This window comes from Chryseobacterium endophyticum (assembly GCF_056333165.1).
On sequence record NZ_JBWGXE010000011.1, the window covers coordinates 1 to 25,757 of the forward strand.

At 40.0% G+C, this 25,757-nt stretch carries 22 protein-coding genes; 19 read left to right on the forward strand and 3 right to left on the reverse strand.

Features of this window, described 5'->3' with window-relative positions; genetic code table 11:
* On the forward strand, positions 1 to 230 hold a 230-nt coding region (locus AC0N32_RS18690; RefSeq protein ID WP_476395358.1), incomplete at its 5' end, for a hypothetical protein.
* Positions 231 to 278: 48 nt separating this feature from the next.
* Here AC0N32_RS18690 and AC0N32_RS18695 read toward each other — a convergent pair.
* The 3 genes from AC0N32_RS18695 to AC0N32_RS18705 all read right to left on the reverse strand — a co-directional run bounded on the left by AC0N32_RS18695 (position 279) and on the right by AC0N32_RS18705 (position 3,300).
* Positions 279 to 1,838, reverse strand: coding sequence for an Rne/Rng family ribonuclease (locus tag AC0N32_RS18695; protein ID WP_476395359.1), 1,560 nt, complete (start codon positions 1,836 to 1,838; stop codon positions 279 to 281).
* Between the two features lie 358 nt (positions 1,839 to 2,196).
* Positions 2,197 to 2,487: an HU family DNA-binding protein gene (locus AC0N32_RS18700; RefSeq protein WP_089999690.1), complete on the reverse strand. Its 291-nt coding sequence runs from the start codon at positions 2,485 to 2,487 to the stop codon at positions 2,197 to 2,199.
* A 141-nt stretch (positions 2,488 to 2,628) separates the two neighbouring features.
* The gene (locus AC0N32_RS18705) at positions 2,629 to 3,300 is read right to left on the reverse strand and encodes a LuxR C-terminal-related transcriptional regulator (protein ID WP_476395360.1); all 672 of its coding nucleotides are present in this window, start codon (positions 3,298 to 3,300) and stop codon (positions 2,629 to 2,631) included.
* 177 nt (positions 3,301 to 3,477) lie between these two features.
* Between AC0N32_RS18705 and tssO the strand changes: the two genes are divergently transcribed.
* From tssO to AC0N32_RS18795, 18 genes are all read left to right on the forward strand, one after another.
* Entirely contained in the window at positions 3,478 to 4,014 is a 537-nt protein-coding gene (tssO, locus tag AC0N32_RS18710; protein ID WP_476395361.1) for a type VI secretion system TssO, read from the forward strand.
* Between the two features lie 10 nt (positions 4,015 to 4,024).
* Positions 4,025 to 4,552, forward strand: coding sequence for a type VI secretion system transmembrane protein TssO (locus tag AC0N32_RS18715; RefSeq protein WP_476395362.1), 528 nt, complete (start codon positions 4,025 to 4,027; stop codon positions 4,550 to 4,552).
* Between the two features lie 52 nt (positions 4,553 to 4,604).
* Positions 4,605 to 5,510 (forward strand): PKD domain-containing protein, encoded by a 906-nt coding sequence (locus tag AC0N32_RS18720; protein WP_476395363.1) that lies wholly within the window; start codon positions 4,605 to 4,607, stop codon positions 5,508 to 5,510.
* 47 nt (positions 5,511 to 5,557) lie between these two features.
* Positions 5,558 to 7,957 (forward strand): type VI secretion system protein TssR domain-containing protein, encoded by a 2,400-nt coding sequence (gene tssR, locus AC0N32_RS18725; protein WP_476395364.1) that lies wholly within the window; start codon positions 5,558 to 5,560, stop codon positions 7,955 to 7,957.
* 95 nt (positions 7,958 to 8,052) lie between these two features.
* Complete coding sequence (locus AC0N32_RS18730; RefSeq protein ID WP_476395365.1) at positions 8,053 to 8,556, forward strand: DUF4280 domain-containing protein; 504 nt, start codon at positions 8,053 to 8,055, stop codon at positions 8,554 to 8,556.
* A gap of 20 nt (positions 8,557 to 8,576) precedes the next feature.
* Entirely contained in the window at positions 8,577 to 11,024 is a 2,448-nt protein-coding gene (locus AC0N32_RS18735; protein WP_476395366.1) for a glycosyl hydrolase 108 family protein, read from the forward strand.
* Positions 11,025 to 11,033: 9 nt separating this feature from the next.
* On the forward strand, positions 11,034 to 11,945 hold the full coding sequence (locus AC0N32_RS18740) for a hypothetical protein (RefSeq protein ID WP_476395367.1): 912 nt from the start codon (positions 11,034 to 11,036) through the stop codon (positions 11,943 to 11,945).
* A gap of 135 nt (positions 11,946 to 12,080) precedes the next feature.
* The gene (locus tag AC0N32_RS18745) at positions 12,081 to 12,659 is read left to right on the forward strand and encodes a hypothetical protein (RefSeq protein WP_476395368.1); all 579 of its coding nucleotides are present in this window, start codon (positions 12,081 to 12,083) and stop codon (positions 12,657 to 12,659) included.
* Positions 12,660 to 12,743: 84 nt separating this feature from the next.
* Positions 12,744 to 13,706: a hypothetical protein gene (locus tag AC0N32_RS18750; RefSeq protein WP_476395369.1), complete on the forward strand. Its 963-nt coding sequence runs from the start codon at positions 12,744 to 12,746 to the stop codon at positions 13,704 to 13,706.
* 186 nt (positions 13,707 to 13,892) lie between these two features.
* Entirely contained in the window at positions 13,893 to 14,297 is a 405-nt protein-coding gene (gene tssD, locus AC0N32_RS18755) for a type VI secretion system tube protein TssD (RefSeq protein ID WP_476395370.1), read from the forward strand.
* Positions 14,298 to 14,567: 270 nt separating this feature from the next.
* On the forward strand, positions 14,568 to 17,063 hold the full coding sequence (locus AC0N32_RS18760; RefSeq protein ID WP_476395371.1) for an ATP-dependent Clp protease ATP-binding subunit: 2,496 nt from the start codon (positions 14,568 to 14,570) through the stop codon (positions 17,061 to 17,063).
* A gap of 43 nt (positions 17,064 to 17,106) precedes the next feature.
* Positions 17,107 to 17,979, forward strand: coding sequence for a lytic transglycosylase domain-containing protein (locus AC0N32_RS18765; protein ID WP_476395372.1), 873 nt, complete (start codon positions 17,107 to 17,109; stop codon positions 17,977 to 17,979).
* A gap of 48 nt (positions 17,980 to 18,027) precedes the next feature.
* The gene (locus AC0N32_RS18770) at positions 18,028 to 19,965 is read left to right on the forward strand and encodes a type VI secretion system Vgr family protein (protein WP_476395373.1); all 1,938 of its coding nucleotides are present in this window, start codon (positions 18,028 to 18,030) and stop codon (positions 19,963 to 19,965) included.
* Between the two features lie 6 nt (positions 19,966 to 19,971).
* Positions 19,972 to 21,639 carry a hypothetical protein gene (locus tag AC0N32_RS18775; RefSeq protein ID WP_476395374.1) on the forward strand — a complete coding sequence of 556 codons (1,668 nt, stop codon included), beginning with the start codon at positions 19,972 to 19,974 and terminating at the stop codon, positions 21,637 to 21,639.
* A gap of 3 nt (positions 21,640 to 21,642) precedes the next feature.
* Positions 21,643 to 21,990 (forward strand): hypothetical protein, encoded by a 348-nt coding sequence (locus AC0N32_RS18780; RefSeq protein WP_476395375.1) that lies wholly within the window; start codon positions 21,643 to 21,645, stop codon positions 21,988 to 21,990.
* A gap of 25 nt (positions 21,991 to 22,015) precedes the next feature.
* Positions 22,016 to 22,585 carry a hypothetical protein gene (locus tag AC0N32_RS18785; RefSeq protein WP_476395376.1) on the forward strand — a complete coding sequence of 190 codons (570 nt, stop codon included), beginning with the start codon at positions 22,016 to 22,018 and terminating at the stop codon, positions 22,583 to 22,585.
* 378 nt (positions 22,586 to 22,963) lie between these two features.
* Complete coding sequence (gene tssD / locus AC0N32_RS18790; RefSeq protein WP_476395377.1) at positions 22,964 to 23,371, forward strand: type VI secretion system tube protein TssD; 408 nt, start codon at positions 22,964 to 22,966, stop codon at positions 23,369 to 23,371.
* A 210-nt stretch (positions 23,372 to 23,581) separates the two neighbouring features.
* A complete protein-coding gene (locus AC0N32_RS18795; RefSeq protein ID WP_476395378.1) occupies positions 23,582 to 25,747 on the forward strand; it encodes a type VI secretion system Vgr family protein in 2,166 nt (721 codons plus the stop codon).
* The last annotated feature ends 10 nt before the right edge of the window (positions 25,748 to 25,757 follow it).

A 25,757-nucleotide genomic window follows, 5' to 3' on the forward strand; every position in this document is an offset into this window, starting at 1 on the left:
CCGATAGAAACGGATACCCCACAGCAGAAAAGGCAAAGGAAGGCTTTAAGCCAGGGCTAAGATCGGCGCGAGGAGTAGCAGTGGATAGCGGGAATAAGCTCCTGAAAATATATGATATGTTGTATTGCGGGACTGTTTGGGTTTCTATTCACGCATATCTGTCTAGATGGATCGGTGAGAACGTCGGTTTTATGGTCAGGATGCCATGTAAAGATGATATGAGAGGCTAATGTAGTTCTAATAAAAAAGCCTCTGGTAAAGACCAAAGGCTATATTTTTTAATTAGAATATCCGATTAATTCTTCTTTCTTTGAATTGTATATTCTGTATTCTAAATATTTAAAAGAATCTCTTGGGACAACAGTTACCCATTTTTTGTATTTCATGAACCATTTTGTCTGAATGCTGTTCAGCCCCTTTGTGAGGTAAGCTTCAACAAACGGATGAACATGCAAGTAGAGCTTTCCTTTTTCTTTTTGCATGATCGTTCTCAGGGTTTCACCCATTCTTTCCACAATAACTATAGGAGCAATGATTTCTCCGTCTTTATTGGGGTTTTCTTCTTTGGTTTCAATCTGTTTTTCCGGACGATTCCTTTGTCTTGTGATTTGTATCAGCCCAAATTTACTTGGTGGGAGTATTTTGTGGCGGGCTTTATCACGTTTCATTTCTTCCCGAAGATGCTCATAGAGATCTTTTCTGTGTTCGGGATTGGTCATGTCGATAAAGTCGATCACGATGATGCCTCCCATATCGCGGAGACGCAGCTGTCTTGCAATTTCGGTGGCAGCCATTTTGTTGACATTAAGCGCATGTTCTTTATTCACGGATGTTCCGGTGGTAATGTTGTTACCGGAGTTTACATCGACTACATGAAGGGCTTCGGTGTGTTCTATCACGAGGTAAGCACCTTTTGAGCTCGGTATGTTTACATGTTTCCCAAAGCTTTGTTTAAGCTGTTTTTCGACGTTGTAATACTCGAGGAGAGGAATGTGTGAATTGTAAAAGTGGACAATGTTTTTTCTTTCAGGAGCGATAACTTCCAGGTAATTCTTCATTTCATTAACCATATCTTCGTCGTCGCAGGTAATGCTTACGAAATCCTGATTAAAATTGTCTCTCAGAATCGCTGAAGCTTTATCGTCTTCGCTCAGAACTCTGGAGGGCACTTTATTTTTCTGGATATTCTTGAAGGTAGTTTCCCATTTCTGGATCAGCTGATTCATATCGTTATGAAGATCAGCTACTTTTTTTCCTTCTGCAACGGTCCTGATAATGACTCCGAAACCTTCAGGTTTGATGCTTTCGATCAGTGTTCTGAGTCTTTCCTTTTCCTCAGCGCTACTGACTTTTTTAGAAATTGAAACTTTATTGTCGAATGGAATCAGTACCAAAAAGCGGCCTGTGAGCGAAATCTGGGTAGATATTCGCGGCCCTTTTGTTGAGATGGGTTCTTTGGTAATCTGAAGTAAAACGACGTCATCTTTGGCGATTACTTTGTCTACAGTACCGTTTTTATCAATTTCCGGTTGTATTTCAAAGTTCTTTAAGCCTGAAGTATTCTGTTTTTTGGAAATCGTATCCCTAAGAAATTTTCTGTAGGTAAGGTATTGAGGTCCCAGATCCTGGTAATGAAGGAAGGCATCCTTTTCGTAGCCGATATTTACAAAGGCTGCATTCAGGTTGGGCGCCAGTTTTTTTACTTTTCCGATAAAAAGATCTCCAACTATAAAATCACTTTTGTCCTCTTGCTCATGAAGTTCACATAGTCTTCCGTCTTCCAGCAGTGCAATCTTTGTAAGATCATCCTCATGCGAAACTATTAGTTCTTTCTTCATTTTATTGTAAGATAAAAATTGTTAAGATGGTAGAAAACAGCCATATATTTCATCATATAAATTTATCCTTAAGTTAAGAATTAGTATTGAATGAATAGCAATTTTTTTGATAAAATATAAAATCCTTTCATTGGCATCTTAATAGTTGCAAAACAAAATATAGTCGGTGAACCTTTAAAAATTTAAAATCACCAACTATATTATATATTATAAATCTCAGGAAATGAGATTATTTTTTCTTGTGTCTGTTTGCTCTTCTTCTCTTTTTTCTTTTGTGAGTTGCAACCTTGTGTCTTTTTCTTTTCTTTCCGCTTGGCATAATTATAATTTTTTAGTAACTAGTTAATATTCAGTTGATTTATTTTACCTTAACTTTGGTTTTTACTTTCTCTACGAAAGATTTTGACGGCTTGAAAGCAGGAATGTTGTGAGCAGGGATTTCAATAGCAGTGTTCTTGGAGATGTTTCTTCCTGTCTTTGCTGCTCTTGTTTTAATGATAAAAGATCCAAAACCTCTCAAATAAACATTATCTCCATTATACATAGAAGTTCTGATTTCCTGCATAAAAGCTTCTACAACTTTCTGTGTTTCATTCTTTTCGGTTCCCAACTTATTTGAGATGGTGTTTACCAATTCTGCCTTTGTCATTTCCTTATTTTAATTTTAAATTTTAGGTGTGCAAATTTAGTTAAAAAAATTGAATATTAGCAAATTAGTGGCAAAATATTTTTTGGTAAGCGATTGAGAATTGTACGTTTACTCAATATTACGAAATGGTAAAATCTCTTTTTACATGCTGGAATTATAATATCCGTTCTCGACACAGAAGCGAATGAGGTGAAGTTTTGTTTTCAATCCGAGCTTTTCGGTGAGGCGGTTGATGTAGGTGTCTATAGTTCTTGTACTGAGGCTCAGTTTTTCACCGATTTCTTTATTGCTGAAGCCTTCGTAGCAGAATTTCATCAGCTGGATCTCCGTGGGTGAGAGTTCTTCCTGGCTTTTTTTCTGCCGGTCCATATACTCCATGACGGCGAGAGGCTGCTGCTCCCACTGTTTGGTATAGGCATCGTAATCGAAGCTGTCTGACGTTACCTTACCTTTGATAATCTCCTTGATGATGCTGCTTTTTTTCTGGCAGTAAAAAAGATTGGGAATTTTTGAAAGAATTTCTGCCATATCCTCCTGATAGGTACCCGAATAAGTAATAATGGGGGTCTCGCTGTTGCTTTTGCGAATGTACTTTATGGCTTCCAGACCGCTTAGTACAGGCATAAAAAGTTCTACAATGAACACGTCTTCCTGCCTCCGGTAATTTCTGCTGATCAGCTCATGTCCGTTGTTGCAATCATTAAGAAGCATATAAAACGGATTTTCGGTAAGCATTTTGATTAATATTTTTTTAAAATAAAAATCACTGTCTGCTATGGAAAACCGAACAGTATTGGTCAATAATTTGCTCACTTTAATATCGATTTGGTGAATGATAATTAAAAATCTGATCACTAAATTATGAAAATAAGATGAAAGTGAAAATTAATCTTAATTTAATTGGAAAAATAATATTACATCAACATAATATTTAAATTTTGTGAATAAATTATTTTTTTATAATTTCACATTCCAAACAAATCACATTATATGTCTTCGAACCGGGAGAAAAAACTAAACAAGGCAGACGTCAGGATAGGCATTTGGAAATTTGTTCTATCGTTCATCGTTTTATCAGGTGTTTCCTTCATCTGTGTATTTTTCTTTTTTAAAAGCTACGACATCCAAAGAGAAGGGATAAAGAATGAAGCAGACAGGTACCGGGATCTGCTTACCAGAAGCACTGTTTTGAAAGACCATATCGACAGTATATTTTACCGCATGGATCAGCTTGACATCAACAGGGTGCAGAATGATATTTTCCTGAGAAATGCCATCATGGAGGATGTCAGGAACGCCAGAGGAGCCATGGGGACAGACAGTGCGGGTAACTTTAAACACTATTCTATCCTGATGAAGCAGATCGAGCCAATGCTGGCCCTAAAAAAACAGATCATTGATGTTTCTTATAAGGAGCAAGTGGCGCTGAGAAATCTCAACGAATGCAAAGGGAAAATAGGAATTATCAATAGTGAACTTAAAGTAGATCCTACCAGGAAATTTTCAGGAATGAGAAGAAGAAGATAAAACGAACACTATGCAAGCACAAGTCACTTTATCAAAAAAAGAAAGGCATTACCAGTTTTTATACTTAATTCTGATGCTTTTTACAGCCCTTATTTTTATGGGAATCTTATTCTTAAGAGGTTATCAGTCTCCTTTTTCGGACAGCGATATCGTATCGGTCCAGATGCTGGAAGAGAAGGCTAAATTCGACCAAAAACAGAAATCGTCTTACAAAGTGCTGGACAGTACTTTTTCGATGATCAATAAGCTTACCGACGCAGCTCCGCAGCCTTTTGAAGAAAACAACATTATGTATGGCATCAATGATGTAGCCGGTTTTTACAAGAACGGGGAAGAAATCAATGATATCAGGAAAGAGGCATATCCGCAGATCGCCGAATTTTATAAAATGTACTTCAACGACAAAAAAATTATTTCAAGCAAAACTGAGAATATCAAAAACTTTGAAAAACAATTTGAAGAATGCTCCATCGGCTTCAAGGAAAAGAAAAGCCAGCTTTTCCAACGCGAAACAGCTTTGAATTCAAGGACTCAGTAATCTTTTTACACTAAGGAAAATTACAACACAATACACACATCACACATTAACTATGAATTACTTTCAGAAAAACAAGAAGAACATTATTATCGGTGTTATTACAACATTGTTGATAGCGGCATTGGTTGCATTATGGCTGCAGAAGAAAGTGATACACTCTTCCGCCGATATTGCCGGACTCGTCTATCCGTCTAACCTCAAGGAGGGAGATACGCTTTCATTCGAAGATAAAACGTCGTTTGCCAAAACCAAAAGATGGAATTTCGGAGACGGAACCACCAGCGATAAAAGCAAAGGCATCCACTTTTACAACAAGCCTGGATATTATCAGGTAACATTGATTATCGATAATAAATATTCCAAATCTTTTCCCGTCATTGTTTCCGCCAGAACAGTTCCGAAAATGGACAGCGTAAAAACGGTAACCCTTATCGACGCTCCTTCTCAGGCCATGCAGTTTGAAAACGTGCAGTTCCGTGCCATTTCAGACGGTAAGCAGTTTACCTGGAAATTCGGGGAAACCGGTAGAATCGATTCTAAAGATAAGCTGGCAATCTATTCGTATCAGAAGCCGGGTGATTATGTGGTGAGTCTTATTACCGATGAAACAGCAGAACCTGTTCTTCACCAGATCAAAATTCTTCCTTACTACGATGCGTTGGAAGATGAAGTAAGCGTGGAAGATACGTATGCTAAAATTGATAATGATTTTAAGTATCATCTTCAGCAGATTGCCTACGGAAATAACTTCAATATGCATTACAACTATCTCCTCAGAACGTACCTGTGTAATAATGAAAACACGGTAGTGAAGGTAAATGACAGCAAAGTCAATAACTTCTACATGTACTGCGCAGGACTTCAGTTTGATAAAAACAATGTTATTCAGACCGTCAAGGTAAATTTTGACGATGCACAGAACTGTGTTACCAAAGTAGACATCAACCAAAGCAAATAATATTCGTCCCGTTGAAGGACATCACCAATCATAAAAAGATAAACAGGATGAAAAATAAACTTCCTCTAGCAGCATATTATATCGGAATTTCGGTATTGCTGACCGCCTGTCAGGTAAAATTACCGTCAAAAAGAACACCCGAGCCGGCACATTACGGACAGGTTGATAACTCACCCGTCGTTAATGGTTTTCCGAAAAAAGCCGTTCCGTGGATTGCGATTTCAGACCGGTCCAGAAATACAGCTTATCTGGATAAAAGTGATGAAAAATCTTATAAAGAGGTTAAATTTCTTGAGCCGTTGATGGTCCTCAAACACCGCGACGGAATGGTAAAAGTAGCAGAATATATTCCTGATGCTTTAATGAAAAAAGTTTCCTCTAAACAGGTGAAAACCTACGGCTGGATCCCGGAATCTGATCTCCTTTTATGGAGCAACGCCCTCAAAGGAGAAAAAACAGGCTTTCCGGTAAAAGTGGCTGTCGTACCAAGCAACAGCGAAGTCATCAGAAACTCCGAAAGATATTATAAAAATGATTCGATCATGGTGTTTAATTCGCCAAGCCTCATCGAGGAAGCCGGAGTAAAAATACCGAATGGGCAGATGGTTTATGTCTACAAACAGGCCGAAAACAACAAAAGATATCTGGTAGGGAAGAAGCCTTCGGTTGATATAGACAGCATCGGGACAAGCCTTTACGGTTGGGTGAGTTCAAACGTTATTTCGAGCTGGGGCGAACGTTCTGCCGTTAAAATGAAAAACACAACCGGCATTACAGAAACCACCTTGGGAATTCACGAAGGGTCTCCCGGAGGAAATGACGCTGAAAACAGAACCGCAGTTCTTCTTACGGATGTCAACAAGAGAACACCTCTTGAAAATATTTTCCCGGTAACTTTACCGTTAAACGAAACACCGACCCCGGATTCCAAAACGAAATATTTTACCAATATCCTGGATTACAGCAAAAACTATGTTTTCAATGTGTTGGGTGAACCTATTGATTTTAACCGATACAGAGAGATCACAGAGAAAGATAAGAAAATAAACATTGTATTTACCCTTGATATCAGTGCGGCCAATGCCCCTTATGCCCCAATCGTAAAATCTTTGCTTCAGGATTTACAGCTAAGGTTTGAAAAGCCGTCGTATTTTAATCAGGTGCGGTACGGGGTGGTGCTCTATAAAAATAACACTTGTGGCGATAACGTAGCCGTTTCTCCGCTGAATACCGATTACAGTAAAATCACAGCATTCATCGATCAGAAGACCAATGAAATGAATTGTGCCAGCAACAGCGGGTATCAGCCGGTAAACGAAGGCCTCATGGCAGCAGGAAACCTTCTGTCGAATTTCCCGGATGAAACCAATATTGTAGTTACCGTGGGAACATCAGCAGCCCAGAACGGGAATATGTACGGCGTGATTAATTCCCTTACACAAGCCCAGGCGAGAGTGATCATGTTCCAGACGAGTTCAAGATCATCAGATACATACAATGATTTCGTTCTTATGGCCGAAAATGTGGTAACCAACACCGCCAAAAATATTGCCGAACTTAAAAAACAGAAAATCATTAATCAGAATGATGTTTTAACGAAAAATAATTTTAACCTTGTGGAAGGAGACGAAGGCTTTTTCTCCCTGGATTATCCTAAGCAAAGCATGTCTCAGGGGTTTGTCATTTTCCCTAAAAAAGGAGATATTGCAACGCCGGGTTATCTTAAGAAATCGGTAGACAGTCTCATTGCGCAGGTGACATTAGATAATACCACTCTGGATAAATCTTTAAACGATTATTTCCATTCTTCGGTAGGAGCAGGAAGAACAGATGTCGATCTCAAATACAAATACCTTTATCCGGGGCTTACAAATCCGGTTCCTGCAGGCATTGCCGCGCAGCTCATCAACTACGGAAGTCCGTTTCTGGTAAAAGGTTACATTCCTAAGGAGCTTAAAGATTATAAGCCGGGTCTGGAAAAAGGAATCCTTATCTCGGAAAATGAATATGATAATTTAAAATTATTCTACACCGAAGTTTATCAGAATACCGGCGCGGAAAGATCAGACTTCAGCCAGGGAAGGGCAGTCCGGGAATTTGTAAAACTTCTTAAAAAGTATAATCCGACCTTAAAATTCCTTGATAAGGGAGAACTCTACAAGCAGCCGATGTCATACGCGGTCGGTGTAAGTACCGGTTTTGATAACTCGGAAGAAGAGCTGATGTCAAAATACATGCTGAAAGGCTGGAAAAAATCCAAAATCGTTACCAATGAAACGGCCAGGAACTATTTCCGGCATTACAAAGATCTGGCCGACAGAATGCTGTCACACAGAAACGATCCGGCTGTGAAAATTCAGCAGAACGGACAGACTTTCTACTGGCTGAACGAATACTTTATGCCAACCATGCTTCCAACGGAAGAACCCGATTATACTAAACATTAATGACTTATAAAATCAAAAAGCGGAAATAATTTTCCGCTTTTTGATTTTATTCATGTAAATTTTTTATCTTTGATATTACCCAAATCATAGATATTATGTCACAGCAATCATCTCCTCATGACGGAAAGCATTTCGTCATACAGAAAGGTAAAGCCCAGTGCGATCAGGGTGATCAGTTTCCCATGTTTAAAGTAACGTCCCATCAGAAACATTTCTGGAATGATTCTGACGGTAATAATGATTTTCTGGCTGTTACAGAAGACGATCTAGAATTTAATCCTTCAGGCCCGAGTTTCGGAAAATGCAAACTGAAACCCAGTTCAGGAGGAAATCTGCCCTGTTCATACGCTCCTGCAGGAAAATGGAAGAAAACCTACGATAAAGTAAATATTTTAGGTAAAAAAATTGTCACTGAAGCTTCCGAACTATCATGTACCATTGGGGGGAAAATTACCATTAAAGACCACGGACAACGCGGACAGATGAGTAAACAGAATGTGAAAAATGCCGACAATAAAACAGTGCAGCACATCAATCCGCTGGTAAAAATGCAGGACTATAAAGAAAATGTTCTGGAGAATGAAATCGACGCATATTAATCATCCTTAAACACCTTTCTATGTCTAAAAAAGGAGTTTCAAAAATTTCCGGGAACCCTAGTCCCACAATAGGCGAAAAAACAACATACATTGTCGCTGACTGGTATCCTGCCACACCCGCTGCAGAGAGGAACCCCGCTGCCGTAACCTGGGAGCTTTTCAAAAAACGGAATGATGGGAGTTTCACCACCACCAATATCAGGAAAGTAGGAGACGGCAGTTTTACATTCGGTGACGTGGCCGCTAAAAATACGTACCGCATCGAAGCTTATCTTCATCAACCGGAAGGAAAAGGGCCGACCACCATGGATATCACGCCTCAGCCGGCAGGAATTCCACAAATCAATAAAGTTGATCTCCGATATGTCGACGATACTCCTGGTACTGTTTTCAGCTATACCGAAAAACTGGTGGCCAAAGCCCAATGTATAAATCTAACCGGAAAAAAACTGGTGTTCACACTCTGGGAAGATGATGCTGCCGGTGAAGGACATAATGCCAGTAATAAATTTGTGGAAAGCCGCGAAGCCATAGTAGACAGAACGGGAACGGCCACCACAGAATTTGTTTTAACGAAAGCTTTGATGCAGAAAGCCTCTCAGGGAGAAAGAGATCCTAAAGAGCTGGAATTCTATGTGACGGTAGAATATTATAAAGATAAAAAACACGCTTCCGAAAACCGCGAAGTAAAGAACCCTGATTATAAAGCCCCGGCAACACCGGCGCCAAAGCCAACGGCTCCGGCCACCGCTCCCAAAGCTCCTCCGAAGGCCGAAGGATCTCCTGCCTCCCAAAAGCCTCAGTCTAAAAAAGAGGAAAAAGGGATCATGGATAAAGCCGCAGAATGGTGGGATGAACTCTGGGACTATGCAGAATCAAAAGGCATCGTAAAACCCGAGAAAAAACCTACCCCTCAAAAACCGGAAGGAAAGACCGTAAGCGTAGTAAAAGATCAGGATGCCGGAAGTATCGACTGCGGTGAAAAATACTGCATCAAGAAAGGGGATAAAAATGAACTGATAAGAGAAATCAATATCCGCCTGGCAGGATTTGGTGGAAATGTGCCTACCGACGAGTTTACAGACCGTACCGAGAAAATGATAAAACAATTCCAGCGGGATTATATGAAGGTTCCTGAAACCGGTAAGGTATGTGGGAACGTTTTAAGGGCTATTGATGAGTTTTCGAGAAACTTTGATATCAGTGCCAGCTTATGGAATCAGTTGAAATGCAGCTGCTCTACCAAAGGCAAGAAAGCCAGAAGTAAGCTCCGCGGTATTGAAGAATTAAATAACTGTGACGGTTTCGGAGACGGAACAGGAAAAAATACCTATAAGAACGACGTAAAAAATGAGGCGTACCATAAATACGAATATCCTGGGATTCACCGTTCTCTTTTATTCGGATTTAAAGCTTTACGGTTTTATTTCAGTAAGCAGACAACCTATAAAATAGATTCTTTTTCTTCAGGGTACAGATGCCGTTTTAAAAATTATACGACCACCAACCATCAGGGAAAGGCGATGGATATCCAGTTCAGTAAAGGAACATGGGCGATCAGAAATGCCGTGAAAAAAAACCTCGTGGAATTAAGAAAAATACGGGACGACATTTTTAAGAAATACCTGGGAGCCCAGGAAGAATGGCCCAATCCGAATTTGTATTCGATAGAACCCATTGATTTGCTATATACGCCGAAGGGAGCTTTGCGCTATGACCATACTTTCAGCTGGATTCACATGGATGTGAGGAAATTTGATGCCGTTTACCTGGACGATAAATATTTCTGTAAAAGCCTCACCGCTCTCAATGGTAAACCTATCGTTGATCTAGCCATAGAATTAGGATTTACCAATACCTGCAAATGCTATAAAAAGTTCGAATCACAGACCGCGAAACCAGTTGCTGCAAGTTCAGATTCATGTGAGGATAAATTTAAAAAAGTCGCCCCTATCATTTTGGAGCATGAAGGCGGGTACAAAAATGAACCCAGCAAAGACAAAGGTGACCCTACCAATCGGGGAATATCCTGGCCTGTCTGGCAGAAATACGCCAAAGAAGATCTCGGTGTCGAACCAACAGAAGAGAATCAGAAAAAGCTTACTGAAGCCCAGGCCACCATAATCTATAAAAAGAGATACTGGGAACCTAAAGGATATTGTGAGGTCGAAAATTTAAAAGTTGCAATGATGGTGTATGACTGGAGCATTACCTCCGGAGGCGCCATCAGGGAGGTGCAGAAATTGCTGGTGAATGAGTTCGGCCAGACCATAACGATAGACGGAGGTATGGGAAAAGATACTGCAAAAGCTCTTAATGCACCTGAAGACCAGGAAAAACTCCTGAAAAGGATCAGCGAAATAAGAAAAGCCTATTATGATCACGGAGCCGAACAGGGATGGTTTTCACAGGATTATCTGAAGGGCCTTAAAGCCAGGGTTGATAAGTGTATGAATTATTCATTATAAATTTCAAATATGATTAATAGATTTTTGGTGCTGATGTGCATTATATGCACCATGATGGCCTGCAAAGGCGGAAATTCGGGAGATAAGATTACTTCCGACAGCTCAGCAACGGCAAAAAAAAATGAAGACGTTTTAAAATCAGTTGCGTTACCGGAAACCTGGCGATGGAGATCCGACGATAAAAGTCGTGAATTTACCGTTAAGATCTTAAGGCTGACCAAAGACTCACTGGTGGCACAATATTGCGCGGTCTATAATAACGGTGAAAAGATGGATTGCGATTTTGATCAGAATATCAACATAAAAGCGGCATTTGATAAAAAGAAAAATGCTTACGTAGGTACTTTTAACAGCTTTTTCAATTCCGGTAAAGGGATTTGCAGCATACAAAGATCTGACAACAGCCTTTCCTGGAAGATTTTAAAAATACCTGCAGGAGAATATTATGCACCAACGGACTGTATTCTTAAAAAACAGGAAAATGTTGTTGAAAAAGCACCGTCCCCGGACAAAAAGAATACAGGTTTAAATTCAAATATTTATCCTTTCGACAATAGCAATTTCAGTGAAAAGATCAGTCTCAAAACAACAGCTGATGATCAGCTGAAGCAGCTTTTCAATCAAAAATACCAGCTGAATATCGATGCGTATTCAGAATTGCCCTCCAATGGAGATTACAGTCTCTATCTTATCAACAATGTAAGCGGAGACAGCGATCTTATGTATCTTGTTACTGTGAAAGGACAGAAACTTATTGATGGTCTCGAAATCGCAAACAGCAACGGCGGCGAAGACGAAGAAACCGTGTTCTCGGTAGATAAAGCTGACCAAGTTTCGATTTACTCTAAAACAGGTGACCGGAAGACCTTGCAGGACATCTATCAATTATCGGATAACGGTAAATTTATCAAAAGAAAATAATAATATCTAAACGGTAAAATTCAGAGAAAGCCCTTGAAACAAAATCATCTGAAACAATTTAAACTCTAAAGTTAAGGGACTGTGCCGCGCATGGTCTCTTTCCGTTTGATGATTATTGAAAATAAAATTTTTTTGATGAAAAATTATGGTATTTTTGAGTCATCAACACATAAAGAAAATGGTATGATCACGAAGAATTTTATTGGTCTGTGCCTGCTCACAGCGCTTTCAGTAGCCTCATGCAAAAAGAATGAAGATAAACATGCTGAGCATAAAAAAGATTCATCAGCCGTTTCCCCGGCAATAAAACAGGTTCCGGAAGCTGTTAAGGGTCGAAAACCTGCCGAAACGGATTCAGCAGAGGTCGATACAAAGGACAACGGTAAAGCAAATGTGCCGGCTTCAAAAAAGGTGGTCGAAGGAACTTTTGTTGCAGAAAATTGTGACGGCGGAAGATTCTCAATAGAAATAAAAAATTCCGGCGGACAGTCTACTTTCAAAATTTTTGACAGGAAGAAAATCATAGCAGCCGGCAATGTCTCCTCTGAAACCGATGAGAAAACGGGAGAGATTACCAATCTTGAAATGGGTGAAATCGGAGGCCTTTATGACGGCGACAAAATTGTGATTCAGAATTACGGGAATTCTATGAATGAATTCGACCATTTTACCCAGTGCGGCGACAAATATCTGGAGTTTACGAGAGAACAGTAAGATCCGGCTTTTCGATCCGCGAAAGATAAATTTTTGTTAAATGGAATTTTTCTCCTAAATTAGGTTAAGCCAAAAACAGAATATATGACCGTTCATTTTATACTTTCCGGGGAAACGCTGGAAAGCATATCTGAAGAAATTAAACTGGAAAACCCAAAATACCTTAAAGAATTTCACAATCAGCATTGTGCAAGGGAAGATTATATTCATGAAGAGCTTGTTCCACATAAAAGGCTATTGATTCCGGATATCTATAAAATCCGTGAATACAACAGCCGGAATGATGCGCCTTTCAAAGCTCCGGAACTCAATCCTGTTATTCCTTTCAATCCTGAGAATTTCAGCAGGATATATGATGTTTTTACGGAAGAAAAGTACGAAAACGAGCTTGGAAAAAAACAAAACTCACTGTCGTATACGGTTTCCGTAAAGTGGATCAGAAGAGAACCGGATTCGCACATTTTCCATTTGTTTAAAAACAATTTTTCTGAAGAAAGAGAAAGCATGCTGGCCGATCTTGCCTCAGAATCCATTCGTTCTCTCCATCCGCTGGAGTTGAAAACGGATCTCCTGGGAAATGTTTTGACGGTAGGCCTCACTCCCCAGACGACCGATAATTTCGAAAAGATCATGGAACGCCTGACGGATCGATTTCCTGACCCATACGCGAAAATATATCTTGAAGAATTTAAAAGGGCAGTTCTGGATCGAGAGTTGTTCAATGTAAGAATGAAGGAGGATGTTTTCATTAAAACCTATTTTGCCGCTCTAAGAAGTTCGTTTGAAAACGGAAAATCATTCCTTCGGCAGTCGATTGGAGAAGAAAATACAGAGATAATGCTTCATCAGAAAGTTGAAAACGCGGAAAATGATCAGGAAATCGTATTGGTCCAGACCCTCACTGAACCAGCAAATGATACAAAATTTTCCGGAAAGTATATATTGGCAGCAGAGACCGGAATGTTAAAAAATATTGAAATTCGCTATACAATTTCCCAATATGGTGTTAAAAATTCATGTTATTTTAAAGCTGCCGAACTGTTGTAAGGCCCTTCATTAAAGGGTTTGTGAGGTAATATTTATCATGTGTCGTAGAATTACTACATCAAATCGTAGAATTACTACAAAAACTCAGATTAGGGTCAAAAAGCTTTTCTAAGAAAATTGGCTCTCCTACCTTTGTAACACAATCACCGAATCACAAAATATTATTAACGATTAAAATTTACCATCATGGCAGCAAATTCAAGAGGAATTCTTAAATTCAATGGAGGAGAAGGTCAAAAATTATTAAAGCTGAACTACAGCGTATCCAGATCTACGGACGTATCAGGTAGAGTAGCTTCAGATCCTTCCAACGCAATCATCAAAGTTACCGTAGAAGCAACTGAAAAATCAGATATTCTGGAAAGCTTACTGAACGGAAAATACAAACCTACAACAGGGGAAATCACTTTCAACAAATCTCACGAAGAAGGTACTTTAATTACTTTAAACTGGGAAAACGGATATGTGATTCAGCACGAAGTAGACTTCGATGCCGTAGACGAAAACAGCATGCTGATCAGCTTTATCATCAGCGCTGAAACTATTGATTACGGTAATTCCAAGTTTGAGGGACTTTGGCCTTCCAACTAAAAATTCACGTAATTTAATATTCATAAGGGAAAAGACTGTCATCAAGAGGCGGTCTTTTTTTACCATTATGAACCAGTCATTTATTATGTTTTAAATAATATTTTTTATTTCACATGGGTGAACGATTTTATCTTTTCAAAAAAAACTGATATATTAGTAAAAGGTAAAATTTCAGGCGATTATGGATTAATTTTTGCTGCTGTTAAGCGAAAACATAATCGGTGGAAAAATTGCCACACCACAATAGAATATTAATTTGAAAAATACACAATGGGAGTACTAGTAACCAACGAGACCGTAAAACAGCTGTTTCATATTGCACAGTCTATCGCGAAAGAAAATTACAACGCAAATTACGGTGGTCCGCATATCCTTCAGGCTTTAATGCATAAAGATATCGGTCTTTCAGATTTCCTTAAAAGCATTGATAAAGATCCCGGATATTTCTACGAATGGGCAGATGTCCGCATAGAAGATTATCCTAAAACCTCGCATCTCCCCGATGAGGTAAAAGAAGATGAAAACGTAGATACTATTGTTGAGGAAGCTGATGATATCCGTTTAAAACTTGGTCTGGACGAAATAACACCGATATGCATCCTTACGGCTATCGTAAAACCGCAGGTCGCTTTTTCACTGCAGCAGTTGAAATCTCTTCCATTGCGGGAACATGAAATTTTCAACCTTTACAGGAAAGATACTCCATATGAAAACTTGGGAAACAACGAATTTTCATCCGTTTTTTCAAACGGATCAGAATATTCCGACAATTCTTTTCCGTCTATTAAAAATTATTGTGTAGACCGGACGGCACAGGCCCGAAAAGGTGAGCTGGAAAACATTATCGGAAGAGATAAAGAACTGAGAATGCTGGTAGAGATCCTCTGTCGCAGAAGCAAACCGAATGTTATCATCATCGGCGAGCCGGGTGTGGGTAAAACCGCATTAGTAGAAGGCTTTGCTATAGAAATTACAAAAGGGAATGTTCCTGAAATGCTTAAAAACGGAACATTGCTGGAGTTGGACACAGGTGCATTGCTGGCCGGAACTTCTTATAAAGGCGAAATTGAAGACCGTCTCAAAAAAGTAATCAATGAATGCAAAAAAATAGAAAAAGCCATTCTTTTTATTGATGAAATTCATACCCTCTTAGATCCGAAAGGCAGCATCGGAAATGTTGCTAATTTATTGAAACCGGAGCTGGCAAGAGGGGAAATCACCGTAATCGGAGCCACCACACAGGAAGAGTACCGGAAAATTATCGAGCCGGAACAGGCTTTTAACAGACGTTTCGAAGTTCTTACCATTAATGAACCCGATGAAAAAACCTGTGTGAAAATGATCGACGTTTTGCTGGAAGGTTACAAAAAACATCACGGCATCGAAGTTGAAAAAACAGCCTTGCCTGAATGTGTACGCCTTGCTAAACGATATGCTAAAGGTAAAAAACTGCCGGATGCCGCGATCGATTTGCTGGACCGTACCATGGCTGCCATTAAAATGCTCGATGAGCTTTCTGAAAAAGAACTGGAAAGCTGGAAAAACAGATATGATGAAATTCTCAAGGAAGAATTTTTTGATGATAAAGATAAAGCGGATGAGCTGATCTGGACCTATAATTTACTGAGGGATAAAATCAGCCCGATCTTGTGGGGATCACTGAGTGAGCAGCCCCAGATCGACAATTCCATGCCGGTGGAGCAGATTCAGAAAACGATTGAAGATACTTATGCCGAACTTCTGCAACATGCCGCTAAAAAAAGAGAAAAAGTAGACCGCCTTGAGCTGGCAGCGGTGATGGCCGCAAAAACAAATATCCCGATCGGGAAAATTCAGGCTCAGGAAAAGGAAAAGCTCCTGAATATGGAATCCCTCTTAATGAACAGGGTTGTAGGACAGGATCATGCGCTTAAAATTCTTTCCGATGCCATTGTTGAAAATCGTAGCGGACTGAATAAGCCCGGGCAGCCGATCGGTTCCTTTTTCCTTCTGGGACCTACGGGAACCGGGAAAACAGAATTGGCAAAATCTATGGCAGAGCTTCTTTTCAATGATGAAAAAGCAATGGTCCGTTTCGATATGTCGGAATTTAAAGAAGAACATTCTGCCGCATTGTTGTATGGTGCACCTCCGGGATATGTAGGCTATGAAGAAGGCGGTATGCTGGTGAATAAAATCCGTCAACAGCCGTACACCGTGGTTTTGTTTGATGAAATTGAAAAAGCGCACCATTCGGTTTTTGATGTGTTTTTACAGATCATGGACGAAGGGAAAGTACATGATAAACTCGGAAAAGAAGGAGATTTCAGCAATGCTTTAATATTATTTACCTCAAACATTGGAAGCGAAGAAATTGTAAAGCAGTTTGAAGAAGGCAAAATTCCCGAATCATCTTCTTTAATGCAGATTATGTCGAACTCAGGACGTTTCAGACCTGAATTCCTGGCCAGGATTACAGAAATTATTCCTTTTGCGCCGATCACCGAATCTATTGCAGAAAGAATCTTTAATATTCAGCTGAAATCACTTCATACTTCACTCACAAGGTTGGGCATTGCTCTCAAAATATCAGATGTAGCCGTAAAAAATCTGGCATTGGGAGGATTCAGCAGTAAATACGGTGCCCGACAAATCTCGGGAGTTATAAGATCTCAGCTGGCAAGACCAATTTCTAAAATGATTGTCCGTGAAGAGGTGAAAGCGGGGCAGACCATTCATGTCGACTGGAATACAGAAGAAGAAAAATTAAACTGGAAAGTGGAATAAAACACACGGTATACGTTAAATTTTTAATTTACGTTAATAGTATATGAAACCAAATCTCAAGAATATCGTCCTTACAGGATTATTGCTGTTGTATTCACAGATCGTGAGTGCGCAGTTTCTCTCTGCTTCGGATACTTCAGAGAACAGTGTGAGGAAATATAAAAGTATCATCAGTGCCAATAAAGAAATTGTACAATTCATCGAATATTCTCTGGCGCAGAAAGGCTTGCCGAAACACCTGAGAAATCTTGCGCTGATAGAATCACATTTTAACAGAAATATCACTTCTGGCGCAGGCGCTGTAGGGGTGTGGCAATTTATGACGTCCCATGCCAATCAATACGGACTGACAGACCAAAATAGGAATGATCTATATAAAAGTACAAAAACGGCAGTGATCTCTCTCGCCAATTTATACAAAAAATACAACAACTGGGTAACGGTAGTCGCTGCCTACAATTGTGGAGAAGGAAATATTGCAAAAGCGATGGCGGCAGCCAATTCTTCTCAGTATCATATATTTTACAAGTTTTTGCCGGAAGAAACCATCAATCATGTCAAAAAATATCTGAACGCATGCTACGCCACCGGAGAACTGCAAAGTGTTCTGAGTAATTATAATTCATCCAGAATGAATACCGTATTTTTTGTTAATGGCGGCAGCGGCAAAAACAATGGAACCATGGCGGAAACAGATATTAATGCCGGTTTTAATTTAAATGTTATTGCCGATGAGCTTGATCTCGACGTAGCCAGACTTCTGTCCTGGAATCCGGACATTTCCAGGGAACTTCAGGACAAAGGTGAGGGAACGCTATATCTGCCGAAAGATATTATGCCGGATTTTTTATTAAGGAAAAATAAAATTCTCTCCCGGTCCGTAAAAGAGACCCATACAATGAACACCCAACCGTAAGAAACAACACTAAGCGATCATGTTTAACCTATCCAAATCACAGGTCTTATGAAAACAGAATCACCAAATATACCGCAAAGCCCATCATTCCGTCCTTCACAAAATGCAGACGGAATTTCGGAAAACCACCATTTCGGAATCAACCGGTTGGTAAAGCTTTCTCTTGTTATTGAAGGAAAAGTTATTAAATATTACAAACACTTTAAACTGACGCAAAGTACCAGGAAGCACCATGAATTCAGTGTTACTTTGGCGCATGATGCTTTGGGTGACCGGCAGACACATACCCTGGATGAGGCAAATAAATTTTTGGGAAAACGGCTTACCGTAGTGATTTCCTATAAAGATATCGATAACAGCCCTGAAAGAACGTTTGTCGGTGTGATCACAGGCGTAGGTTTCAGTCAGGAGAGAATGAGCCTTGGAAATATTGTGCTGACAGGCTACAGTCCTACCATTCTTTTGGATGGAGCGCCTCATATTCAGAGTTTTGGAGGAGAGTCGCCTGTGAATATGGGAATTATTGCCAATGAGGTAATCAAACAGGGAATTGATACAGGGCGTTTTGATGTGAGAGTTGATACCAATGATTATTCACAAATCATATACAGCAGCCAATACGACGAAACGCATTACAATTACCTGGCAAGAATGGCCGAAGCCTATGGCGAACAGTTCTATTATGACGGTGAAGTGCTTCATTTCGGAAAGCTTCCTCCACAAAATAAACCTATAAAATTAACGTACGGCAGCAGCGCAAATGACATTCGCGTTGAATTAAAAGCCGTTCATACCAAGCCCCAGTTTTATGGCTACAACAGCAGTAAAAATGAAAAGCTGACTTCGGGAGAAACACCTATCCAGCATGTGGGAGATTTAGCCAAAACAGCTTATGCTCACAATGAAAAAATTTATAAAACGCCAGCGCTTCAGATCGCCCCGATCAAAGCAACCACGCACCTTGATGTAGAATATTCCCAGAAAAGTACTTCGGGAAGCCAGGCTGTAAACGTATTTTCTCTGTCGGGAAATACCACCGTGCCGTTTCTGCATCCCGGATGTGTCGTAGATGTGCAAATGCGCAAGATCGACACCAACGAATCTTCCTATTTTACAAGAATTATGGTCACTGAAGTTTCACATGAAGTGGATACGAGAGGCCATTACAACGGAAGTTTTGAAGGAATCGCTTCTGATACAGGTTTTTTACCTAAACCTGAATTCAAAATTCCGAAAGCGGAACCACAGATCGCAACCGTAATTTCAAATACAGATCCTGAAGGTCAGGGAAGAGTGCAGGTGAAGTTTGACTGGCAGACGAATGATACAACTCATTTTATAAGAATGATGAGCCCCGATGCCGGAGGAACCGATCAGATCACTCAAAACAGGGGGTATGTAGCCATTCCTGAAGTAGGAGATCAGGTAATGGTGAATTTTGTGCATAGCCATCCCGACAGACCTTTCGTGATGGGAGGAATGTTCCACGGTGGCATAGGATTGGGTGGCGGTGTCGACAACCGTGTAAAATCGATTCAGACCAGAAGCGGGCACCGATTGATTTTCACCGAGGATGAAAGCATCATCATCACGGATAAATCAGGAAATAAAATTCACCTGGATACCACCGGCAGTAATATTACCATCACTGCTCCGGAAACCATGACGCTGAACTGTAAAAATATGAATATCAACGTAGGAGAAAACATGACGACCAACGTAGGAATGAATATCTCCGAAATTGCCGGAATGAACCGAAACAGCAATGTGGGAATGCTCAATATGCTGAGCGTAGGAACCGATTTCATTACCAACGTGACAGGAGAAATGGTAGAGTACATCCAGGGAAACAAGGAGTCTCATACTGATAAAGACCGCGTAAGCACCAGTAACGGGAAAATTACGTCGCAAAGTGTAGGCAACCACGAACATCACTCTGATAAAGAGGTACAGAATAATTCAGGAGAGAAATCTAAAAATTATTAATGCGCTATGAAACAGACATTCGTAGGTGGAAATATTTTGGAAACAACCGGAGGAAATAATCTTTCCTACGCCAAGGATGTTATTGAAAATGTCGGAAGTCAGGTCATTCAGAAAGGGCAGGAAAAAGGTGTAAGCTACGGAAAGCAGGCTGCCCCACCTAAAAATAAGAAGATTTATGATGTCGTCATGTTTGTTGCGGGAACTACGGATCCCGTCAATACTACCGGACTGAAACACCAAGCCAACACCGATTACTGGCAAAGCAGTAAAGATAATTTCTGGAACAAAATAAAAGAGCTGAAACCACAGTTTCTCAACCTTCATATCGAAGGCAGCTTTTTCAGCTGGTCGGGAGATAATGACACCAAAGAGAGAAATCTTGCCGCTGCCAGGCTTTTAGACCTTTTTTTAAGAGTTTATAAATTCTGGACCAATCAGGAGGTGCATCTCCATCTTATAGGGCACTCTCATGGTGGAAATGTGATCAATCAGTTTACAGAGCTTATTGCAAAAGATTCAAAATTTCCAAAAGAGTGGAAGGTAAAAAGTATCACCTATTTATCGACACCTTTTTTTCAGCACAAACATCAGCTCAATCATGCGAAGCTTCATAAGCAGTGTCAGATCATTAATGTTCACAATGAGTATGACCTTACGCAGCAGTTGATTGCAGATTTCAGCCTTGTCAATCTTGAAGGTCTCATCAAGCAGTTCCAGATGGAAAAGTTTGACAACGGAATCACAACACTGAAAAGTGTAAATAAGGAAGCGATTACAAAATACCTGAAAGGATTTCCTACCAGGAAAACAGCAACCGCCGCATGGGCAGAAATGGCAAAAGGATTTTTAGGGATCGGTATGATTACCAAAGAATTTATTGCCTATATCAATTCATTAAAGCTGGAAAATTCTAATCTTACGGCAGAAAAAGATTCATTTGTAAACCTTCTCAATCATTTCCTGCAATGGACCAATGATGTACGCAGAAACTACGAAAATGGCGGAAGCTACGATAAAATAACCTGGGCAAAAAACCTAAATCTTACCCAGGGAATGAGAGTTTTAAATATCCTTTTCGACATAAGAAGCGGAGTGAATGACAGCTATATTTTGAATTTACTGGCAAAACTTTTCAGGGCCCAGGCAGGAATTACAGATACCATCGAAGTAACCTCCTGGAATCCGTCGAAACAAACCAAGGGTTTACCGCTTACCCACGTTCCGATTTACGATAAAGATCCTTATCACAGCAGAAACAAAAGAAATCAGTGCAAAAACTTTATTGCGGGTGCTTCTGCTGCGGTACACAACAATAATCTTCAGGAAGTTTTAATGAGGCTGCTCAGTCAGTTTATAAAACCGGATCAACTGGCAGATTATATCGACTATATCAATTACGCCGAATTTGTTTTTACCGGAAATCTTGACGCCGAATTAAAAATATTAAGAGGAAATTTTGAGAGATATCATACATTGGTAGAAAGATATTATGCAGATCTGGTAACTCCTAAAGATGAAGCAGAAATAAAAGATATGATGCACAGGCCGGGAACCATTCCTTATCTTGCAATGGCATCTCACAGTCTCAGCCATACCCGCTTTTGGCCGGAAGTAGAAGAAGGACTCAAAAAATCTTTCAGCTCAGGCCGAAACCCGGGATATATTAAACAGTAGAGCATGAGGAAATCTAAAAAACCGGCAATAATAAGTATCATCGTATTTGTTCTGTCTGTGGCAGCTGCATCGTATTGGTATATTGTATTGCACTATTACCGGGAACATGATCTGAAGAATATTTCTACCATCATTACCCAGGTAGGGCTGGTATCGGGGGCGGTGACAACGTTGATATTTATATTGATCAATCTTGTGGTAAAAAATATAAAGGATAAAGGATTACGGGCTTTTCTTGTGGCTTTATTGGTTATTTCTTTCATTGTTTTTGTATATCATCTTACCCTGAATATGGTTTTTTATCATACAGACAGCCCCAAAACCTTTCTACAATCTTTACTGGAATTTTGATAAGATATCTGAAAATTTAACAATAATGAGAAAAACAGCTTTTTTATTCTTCTTTAGTTTGTCTCTGGCAGTTTTTGGACAGTCGGTTCAGAAGATTGTTAAAGATCTCGATGGAGATTCAGTAAAGGATACCGTACGTATTGACAATGGTTCCAGGACGATTATCTGCGCATTATCGACCCAAAAATATAAAAGGGTACAGAGCGGAAAAATTCAGAAACTCAATTTCGGAAATACGCTGGTGGACACCAAAAAAGGTTTCGAATTCTGGAATGACTTCGACAGATCGGGATTCAGATGCGTCTTCGAATATGATCCGAAAGCAAAAAAAATGCAGCTTGTTCAGATGAGACGGATTGATGATGTTTTGAGCTACGAATATGGAGATAAAGCCAAGGGAAAATCTACAGTAAATCTCATTACCCATCAATATACAGGTGATTTTTTTAAGGCAGTTCACGGAAAGCTTCAAAAGATCCCGACGATAAAAACGAAAATGATCTTTCCAAAAACTTACCTGGAAAATTTCAGCGATGCCATCTGTTTTGATTATGAATCAAAATGCCTGGCGTTGTATAAAAGCCACGAAAAGTGATAAGTTGTTTTTTTTATATATTGGATCCGACAGATACATTTTTCTGTCGGATTTTTTAGGCTTAAAATTTTAAATTATTCCATGTTAAAAATGTTTTAAAAATATCTTAAATAATCCTTAATAACTCCCTGTGTTGTGTAATGGTTGTATGTAATGATGTTTAATTTTTTAAAGATAAGGTATTGTTGATTAGTTATTTAAGATTATTTTTATATCTTTTATCGTAGAATTACGACATGAAATCGTAGAATTACGACAAAAAATAAAATTGATATTCTAAAACTTTTTAAATAGAAAATTGTGATCTATCTTTGACTCAACAAATCAGACAAACCAACCAAATCACAAAATATTATTAACGATTAAAATTTACGAATCATGGCAACAAATTCAAGAGGAATTTTAAAATTCAACGGAGGCGAAGGTCAAAAATTATTAAAGCTTAACTACAGCGTTTCGAGATCCACAGACGTATCTGGTAGAGTAGCTTCAGACCCTTCAAACGCATTGATTAAAGTGACAGTAGAAGCTACTGAGAAATCAGACATTCTCGAAAGCTTACTCAACGGAAAGTACAAGCCTACGACAGGTGAAATCACTTTCAACAAATCTCACGAAGAAGGTACACTTATCACCCTGAAATGGGAAAATGGTTACGTAATCCAGCACGAAGTAGACTTCGATGCTGTAGATGAAAACAGTATGCTGATCAGCTTTGTGGTAAGCGCTGAAACCATCGACTACGGAAACTCCAAGTACGAAGGGCTATGGCCAGGCGGTAAATAAAACCTGGAATCATCTTAGTAAAATAAAATTTGTTACAGAATAGCTCAGCTCGCCGGAGTAGCTATTCTGTTTTTTCATTTTGAATCAAATTATTTTGTGCGGCAAATGTACAGTCATCATAGTTCATTACGACTATGTAAGGTTATCTGGCCCGTTTCAGATAAATTCAGCATTTAAAAACAAACACACCAATAATCAAAATTTAAGGCTATGTTTCAGGATGATCATACACCGAAAATATCTTCTGGAGGAACTCCTTCAAAGATACAGCCTATGGGGGAAATCAGGAAAGTGGCGGAAGATCAGGCGGTAAATAAGGCGACCGAAAAGATTCAGGAAAAAACAAAAGACACCGAAAATAGGGTGACGCAGAAAATGGCGAAAGCACAGGCCTACACCGGTATTGCACAAAGTACTTCAGGAATGTTGCTCAACGAAAAGATGCAGCCCAATTCTCCCACCTTGGTAGAAAATAAAGTCTGGTCTCAACAACCCACATCAAAGATCCACAATGCCAATGCTATTCCTGAAAGCCAGATCCAGGGCATCAACCGGGTGGTAAAACTTGACATCATGGTGGAGGGAAAACCGGTAAAGCATTTCAAGAATTTCCGTCTCGATCAGAGCGCTACCAGGCATCATGAATTTACCTTAATGCTCGCCCACGATACTTTAGGAAATGCAGAAAACCATAACCTTGAAGAAGCACAAAGTTTTCTGGGAAAAAGAATCACCGTTACTTTTAAATACAAAGATGTTGAAGAAGGTCCCGAGAGAAGTTTTGTCGGCGTTATTACGGAGGTCGGTTTCAGTCAGGAAAAAGGAAGTTTGGGAAACATTGTACTCACGGGTTACAGTCCTACGGTTCTTTTGGATGCTGCGCCTCATATTCAAAGTTTCGGCGGCAGTCAGGAAATCAGCCTGAATAGTATAGCCGACCACATTATCAAAGAAGGCCTTGGAAACGGAAAATTTGATTTCCGGGTAGATGCCCAGCACGGAAATGTTTCATACAGTTCACAATATGAAGAAACCCATTACAATTATCTGGCAAGAATAGCAGAAGCGTATGGCGAGCAGTTCTATTATGACGGTGAAGTACTCCATTTCGGGAAGCTTCCACCGCAGGAACAGCCGGTAAAGCTTACCTATGGCAGCAGCGTCAATGACGTTAAAATCAGAATGAAGGCACAGCATGTCAATCCGAGTTTTTATGGGTACAACAGCAGTAAAAATGAAAAACTGACGACCGGAAGCTCAAAAATTACCCATACTTCAGATATTGCAAAACGCGCTTACGAAATCTCGGAAAAAACATTCACCACTCCTTCATTAAGGGTGGCTCCCATCAAAGCCATCTCTTTCATGGATGTGGAAGCCTCGCAGAAGGGAACCGCCGGAAGCAGGGCAGCAGATGTTTTTGTAACTTCAGGAACGACCACAGTCCCGTTTTTATATCCCGGATGTGTTGCCGACATTGAAATGCGCAAGACCGAGAGCAATGAAACCTCATATTTCACCAAATTAATGATTACCGAAGTCCATCATGAGGTAGATGCAAGAGGATATTACACAGGAACTTTCGATGCCATTGCATCAGATACGGGCTTTATTCCGCGTCCTGAGTTTCAGTTTCCGAAAGCCGATGCACAGTTTGCTAAAGTTATTTCCAATACCGACCCTTTAAATCAGGGAAGAGTGCAGGTACAGTTCGACTGGCAGAACGGATCGACCACTACAGAATACATCCGCGTAATGACTCCCGATGGAGGTGGCAGTGAGAAAGTGAGTAAAAACCGTGGTTTTGTGGCCATTCCTGAAGTGGGCGATCAGGTGGTCGTCAATTTCGCACACCAGCATCCCGACAGACCGTTTGTCATGGGCGGAATGTTCCATGGCGGTGTTGGCGGCGGCGGCGGTACCGGAAATAATATTAAAAGCTTAAGCAGCAAAAGCGGCCATACCATCAGCCTTGACGATGGCGGAGGAATGACCATGCGTGATAAAGATCAGAATACCGTTTTCCTGGACGGTGCCGGTAATATCAGCATCGACAGTAAAATCTCCATTGCCCTGACGTGTGGAAGCAGTTCCATCGTCATGGATAAGGACGGAAATATTACGATTAAAGGAAAAGAAATTATTGTGCAGGGCATTAATATCGGAGTTGGAGGAACCGCCAGCGTAGGAATTGGTGTCGGTCCTGAAGGCGGAGATCCGAGTTCAGGGATCGGTATTGAATCGGCAAAGCTGGATATCGGAACCACCACTCTTTCGATGGGAGCCCAATCAGAAGCAAACCTGAGCAGTAAAAAAATCAACATTGGCGGAGGACAGGAAACGAATATTGTAAGCGGTACGGTAAAACTGAATTAAATTTAAAGCT

What these genes read in the sequence shown, in the direction of transcription:
- AC0N32_RS18750 (WP_476395369.1), top strand. Translation starts at nt 12,744, where the DNA reads ATGACCGTTCATTTTATACTTTCCGGGGAAACGCTGGAAAGCATATCT.
- AC0N32_RS18730 (WP_476395365.1), top strand. Translation starts at nt 8,053, where the DNA reads ATGTCACAGCAATCATCTCCTCATGACGGAAAGCATTTCGTCATACAG.
- AC0N32_RS18770 (WP_476395373.1), top strand. Translation starts at nt 18,028, where the DNA reads ATGAAAACAGAATCACCAAATATACCGCAAAGCCCATCATTCCGTCCT.
- AC0N32_RS18700 (WP_089999690.1), bottom strand. Translation starts at nt 2,487, where the DNA reads ATGACAAAGGCAGAATTGGTAAACACCATCTCAAATAAGTTGGGAACC.
- AC0N32_RS18785 (WP_476395376.1), top strand. Translation starts at nt 22,016, where the DNA reads ATGAGAAAAACAGCTTTTTTATTCTTCTTTAGTTTGTCTCTGGCAGTT.
- tssD (WP_476395377.1), top strand. Translation starts at nt 22,964, where the DNA reads ATGGCAACAAATTCAAGAGGAATTTTAAAATTCAACGGAGGCGAAGGT.
- AC0N32_RS18745 (WP_476395368.1), top strand. Translation starts at nt 12,081, where the DNA reads ATGAAAAATTATGGTATTTTTGAGTCATCAACACATAAAGAAAATGGT.
- AC0N32_RS18775 (WP_476395374.1), top strand. Translation starts at nt 19,972, where the DNA reads ATGAAACAGACATTCGTAGGTGGAAATATTTTGGAAACAACCGGAGGA.
- tssO (WP_476395361.1), top strand. Translation starts at nt 3,478, where the DNA reads ATGTCTTCGAACCGGGAGAAAAAACTAAACAAGGCAGACGTCAGGATA.
- AC0N32_RS18695 (WP_476395359.1), bottom strand. Translation starts at nt 1,838, where the DNA reads ATGAAGAAAGAACTAATAGTTTCGCATGAGGATGATCTTACAAAGATT.
- AC0N32_RS18735 (WP_476395366.1), top strand. Translation starts at nt 8,577, where the DNA reads ATGTCTAAAAAAGGAGTTTCAAAAATTTCCGGGAACCCTAGTCCCACA.
- AC0N32_RS18795 (WP_476395378.1), top strand. Translation starts at nt 23,582, where the DNA reads ATGTTTCAGGATGATCATACACCGAAAATATCTTCTGGAGGAACTCCT.
- AC0N32_RS18715 (WP_476395362.1), top strand. Translation starts at nt 4,025, where the DNA reads ATGCAAGCACAAGTCACTTTATCAAAAAAAGAAAGGCATTACCAGTTT.
- AC0N32_RS18720 (WP_476395363.1), top strand. Translation starts at nt 4,605, where the DNA reads ATGAATTACTTTCAGAAAAACAAGAAGAACATTATTATCGGTGTTATT.
- AC0N32_RS18760 (WP_476395371.1), top strand. Translation starts at nt 14,568, where the DNA reads ATGGGAGTACTAGTAACCAACGAGACCGTAAAACAGCTGTTTCATATT.
- AC0N32_RS18765 (WP_476395372.1), top strand. Translation starts at nt 17,107, where the DNA reads ATGAAACCAAATCTCAAGAATATCGTCCTTACAGGATTATTGCTGTTG.
- tssD (WP_476395370.1), top strand. Translation starts at nt 13,893, where the DNA reads ATGGCAGCAAATTCAAGAGGAATTCTTAAATTCAATGGAGGAGAAGGT.
- AC0N32_RS18780 (WP_476395375.1), top strand. Translation starts at nt 21,643, where the DNA reads ATGAGGAAATCTAAAAAACCGGCAATAATAAGTATCATCGTATTTGTT.
- tssR (WP_476395364.1), top strand. Translation starts at nt 5,558, where the DNA reads ATGAAAAATAAACTTCCTCTAGCAGCATATTATATCGGAATTTCGGTA.
- AC0N32_RS18740 (WP_476395367.1), top strand. Translation starts at nt 11,034, where the DNA reads ATGATTAATAGATTTTTGGTGCTGATGTGCATTATATGCACCATGATG.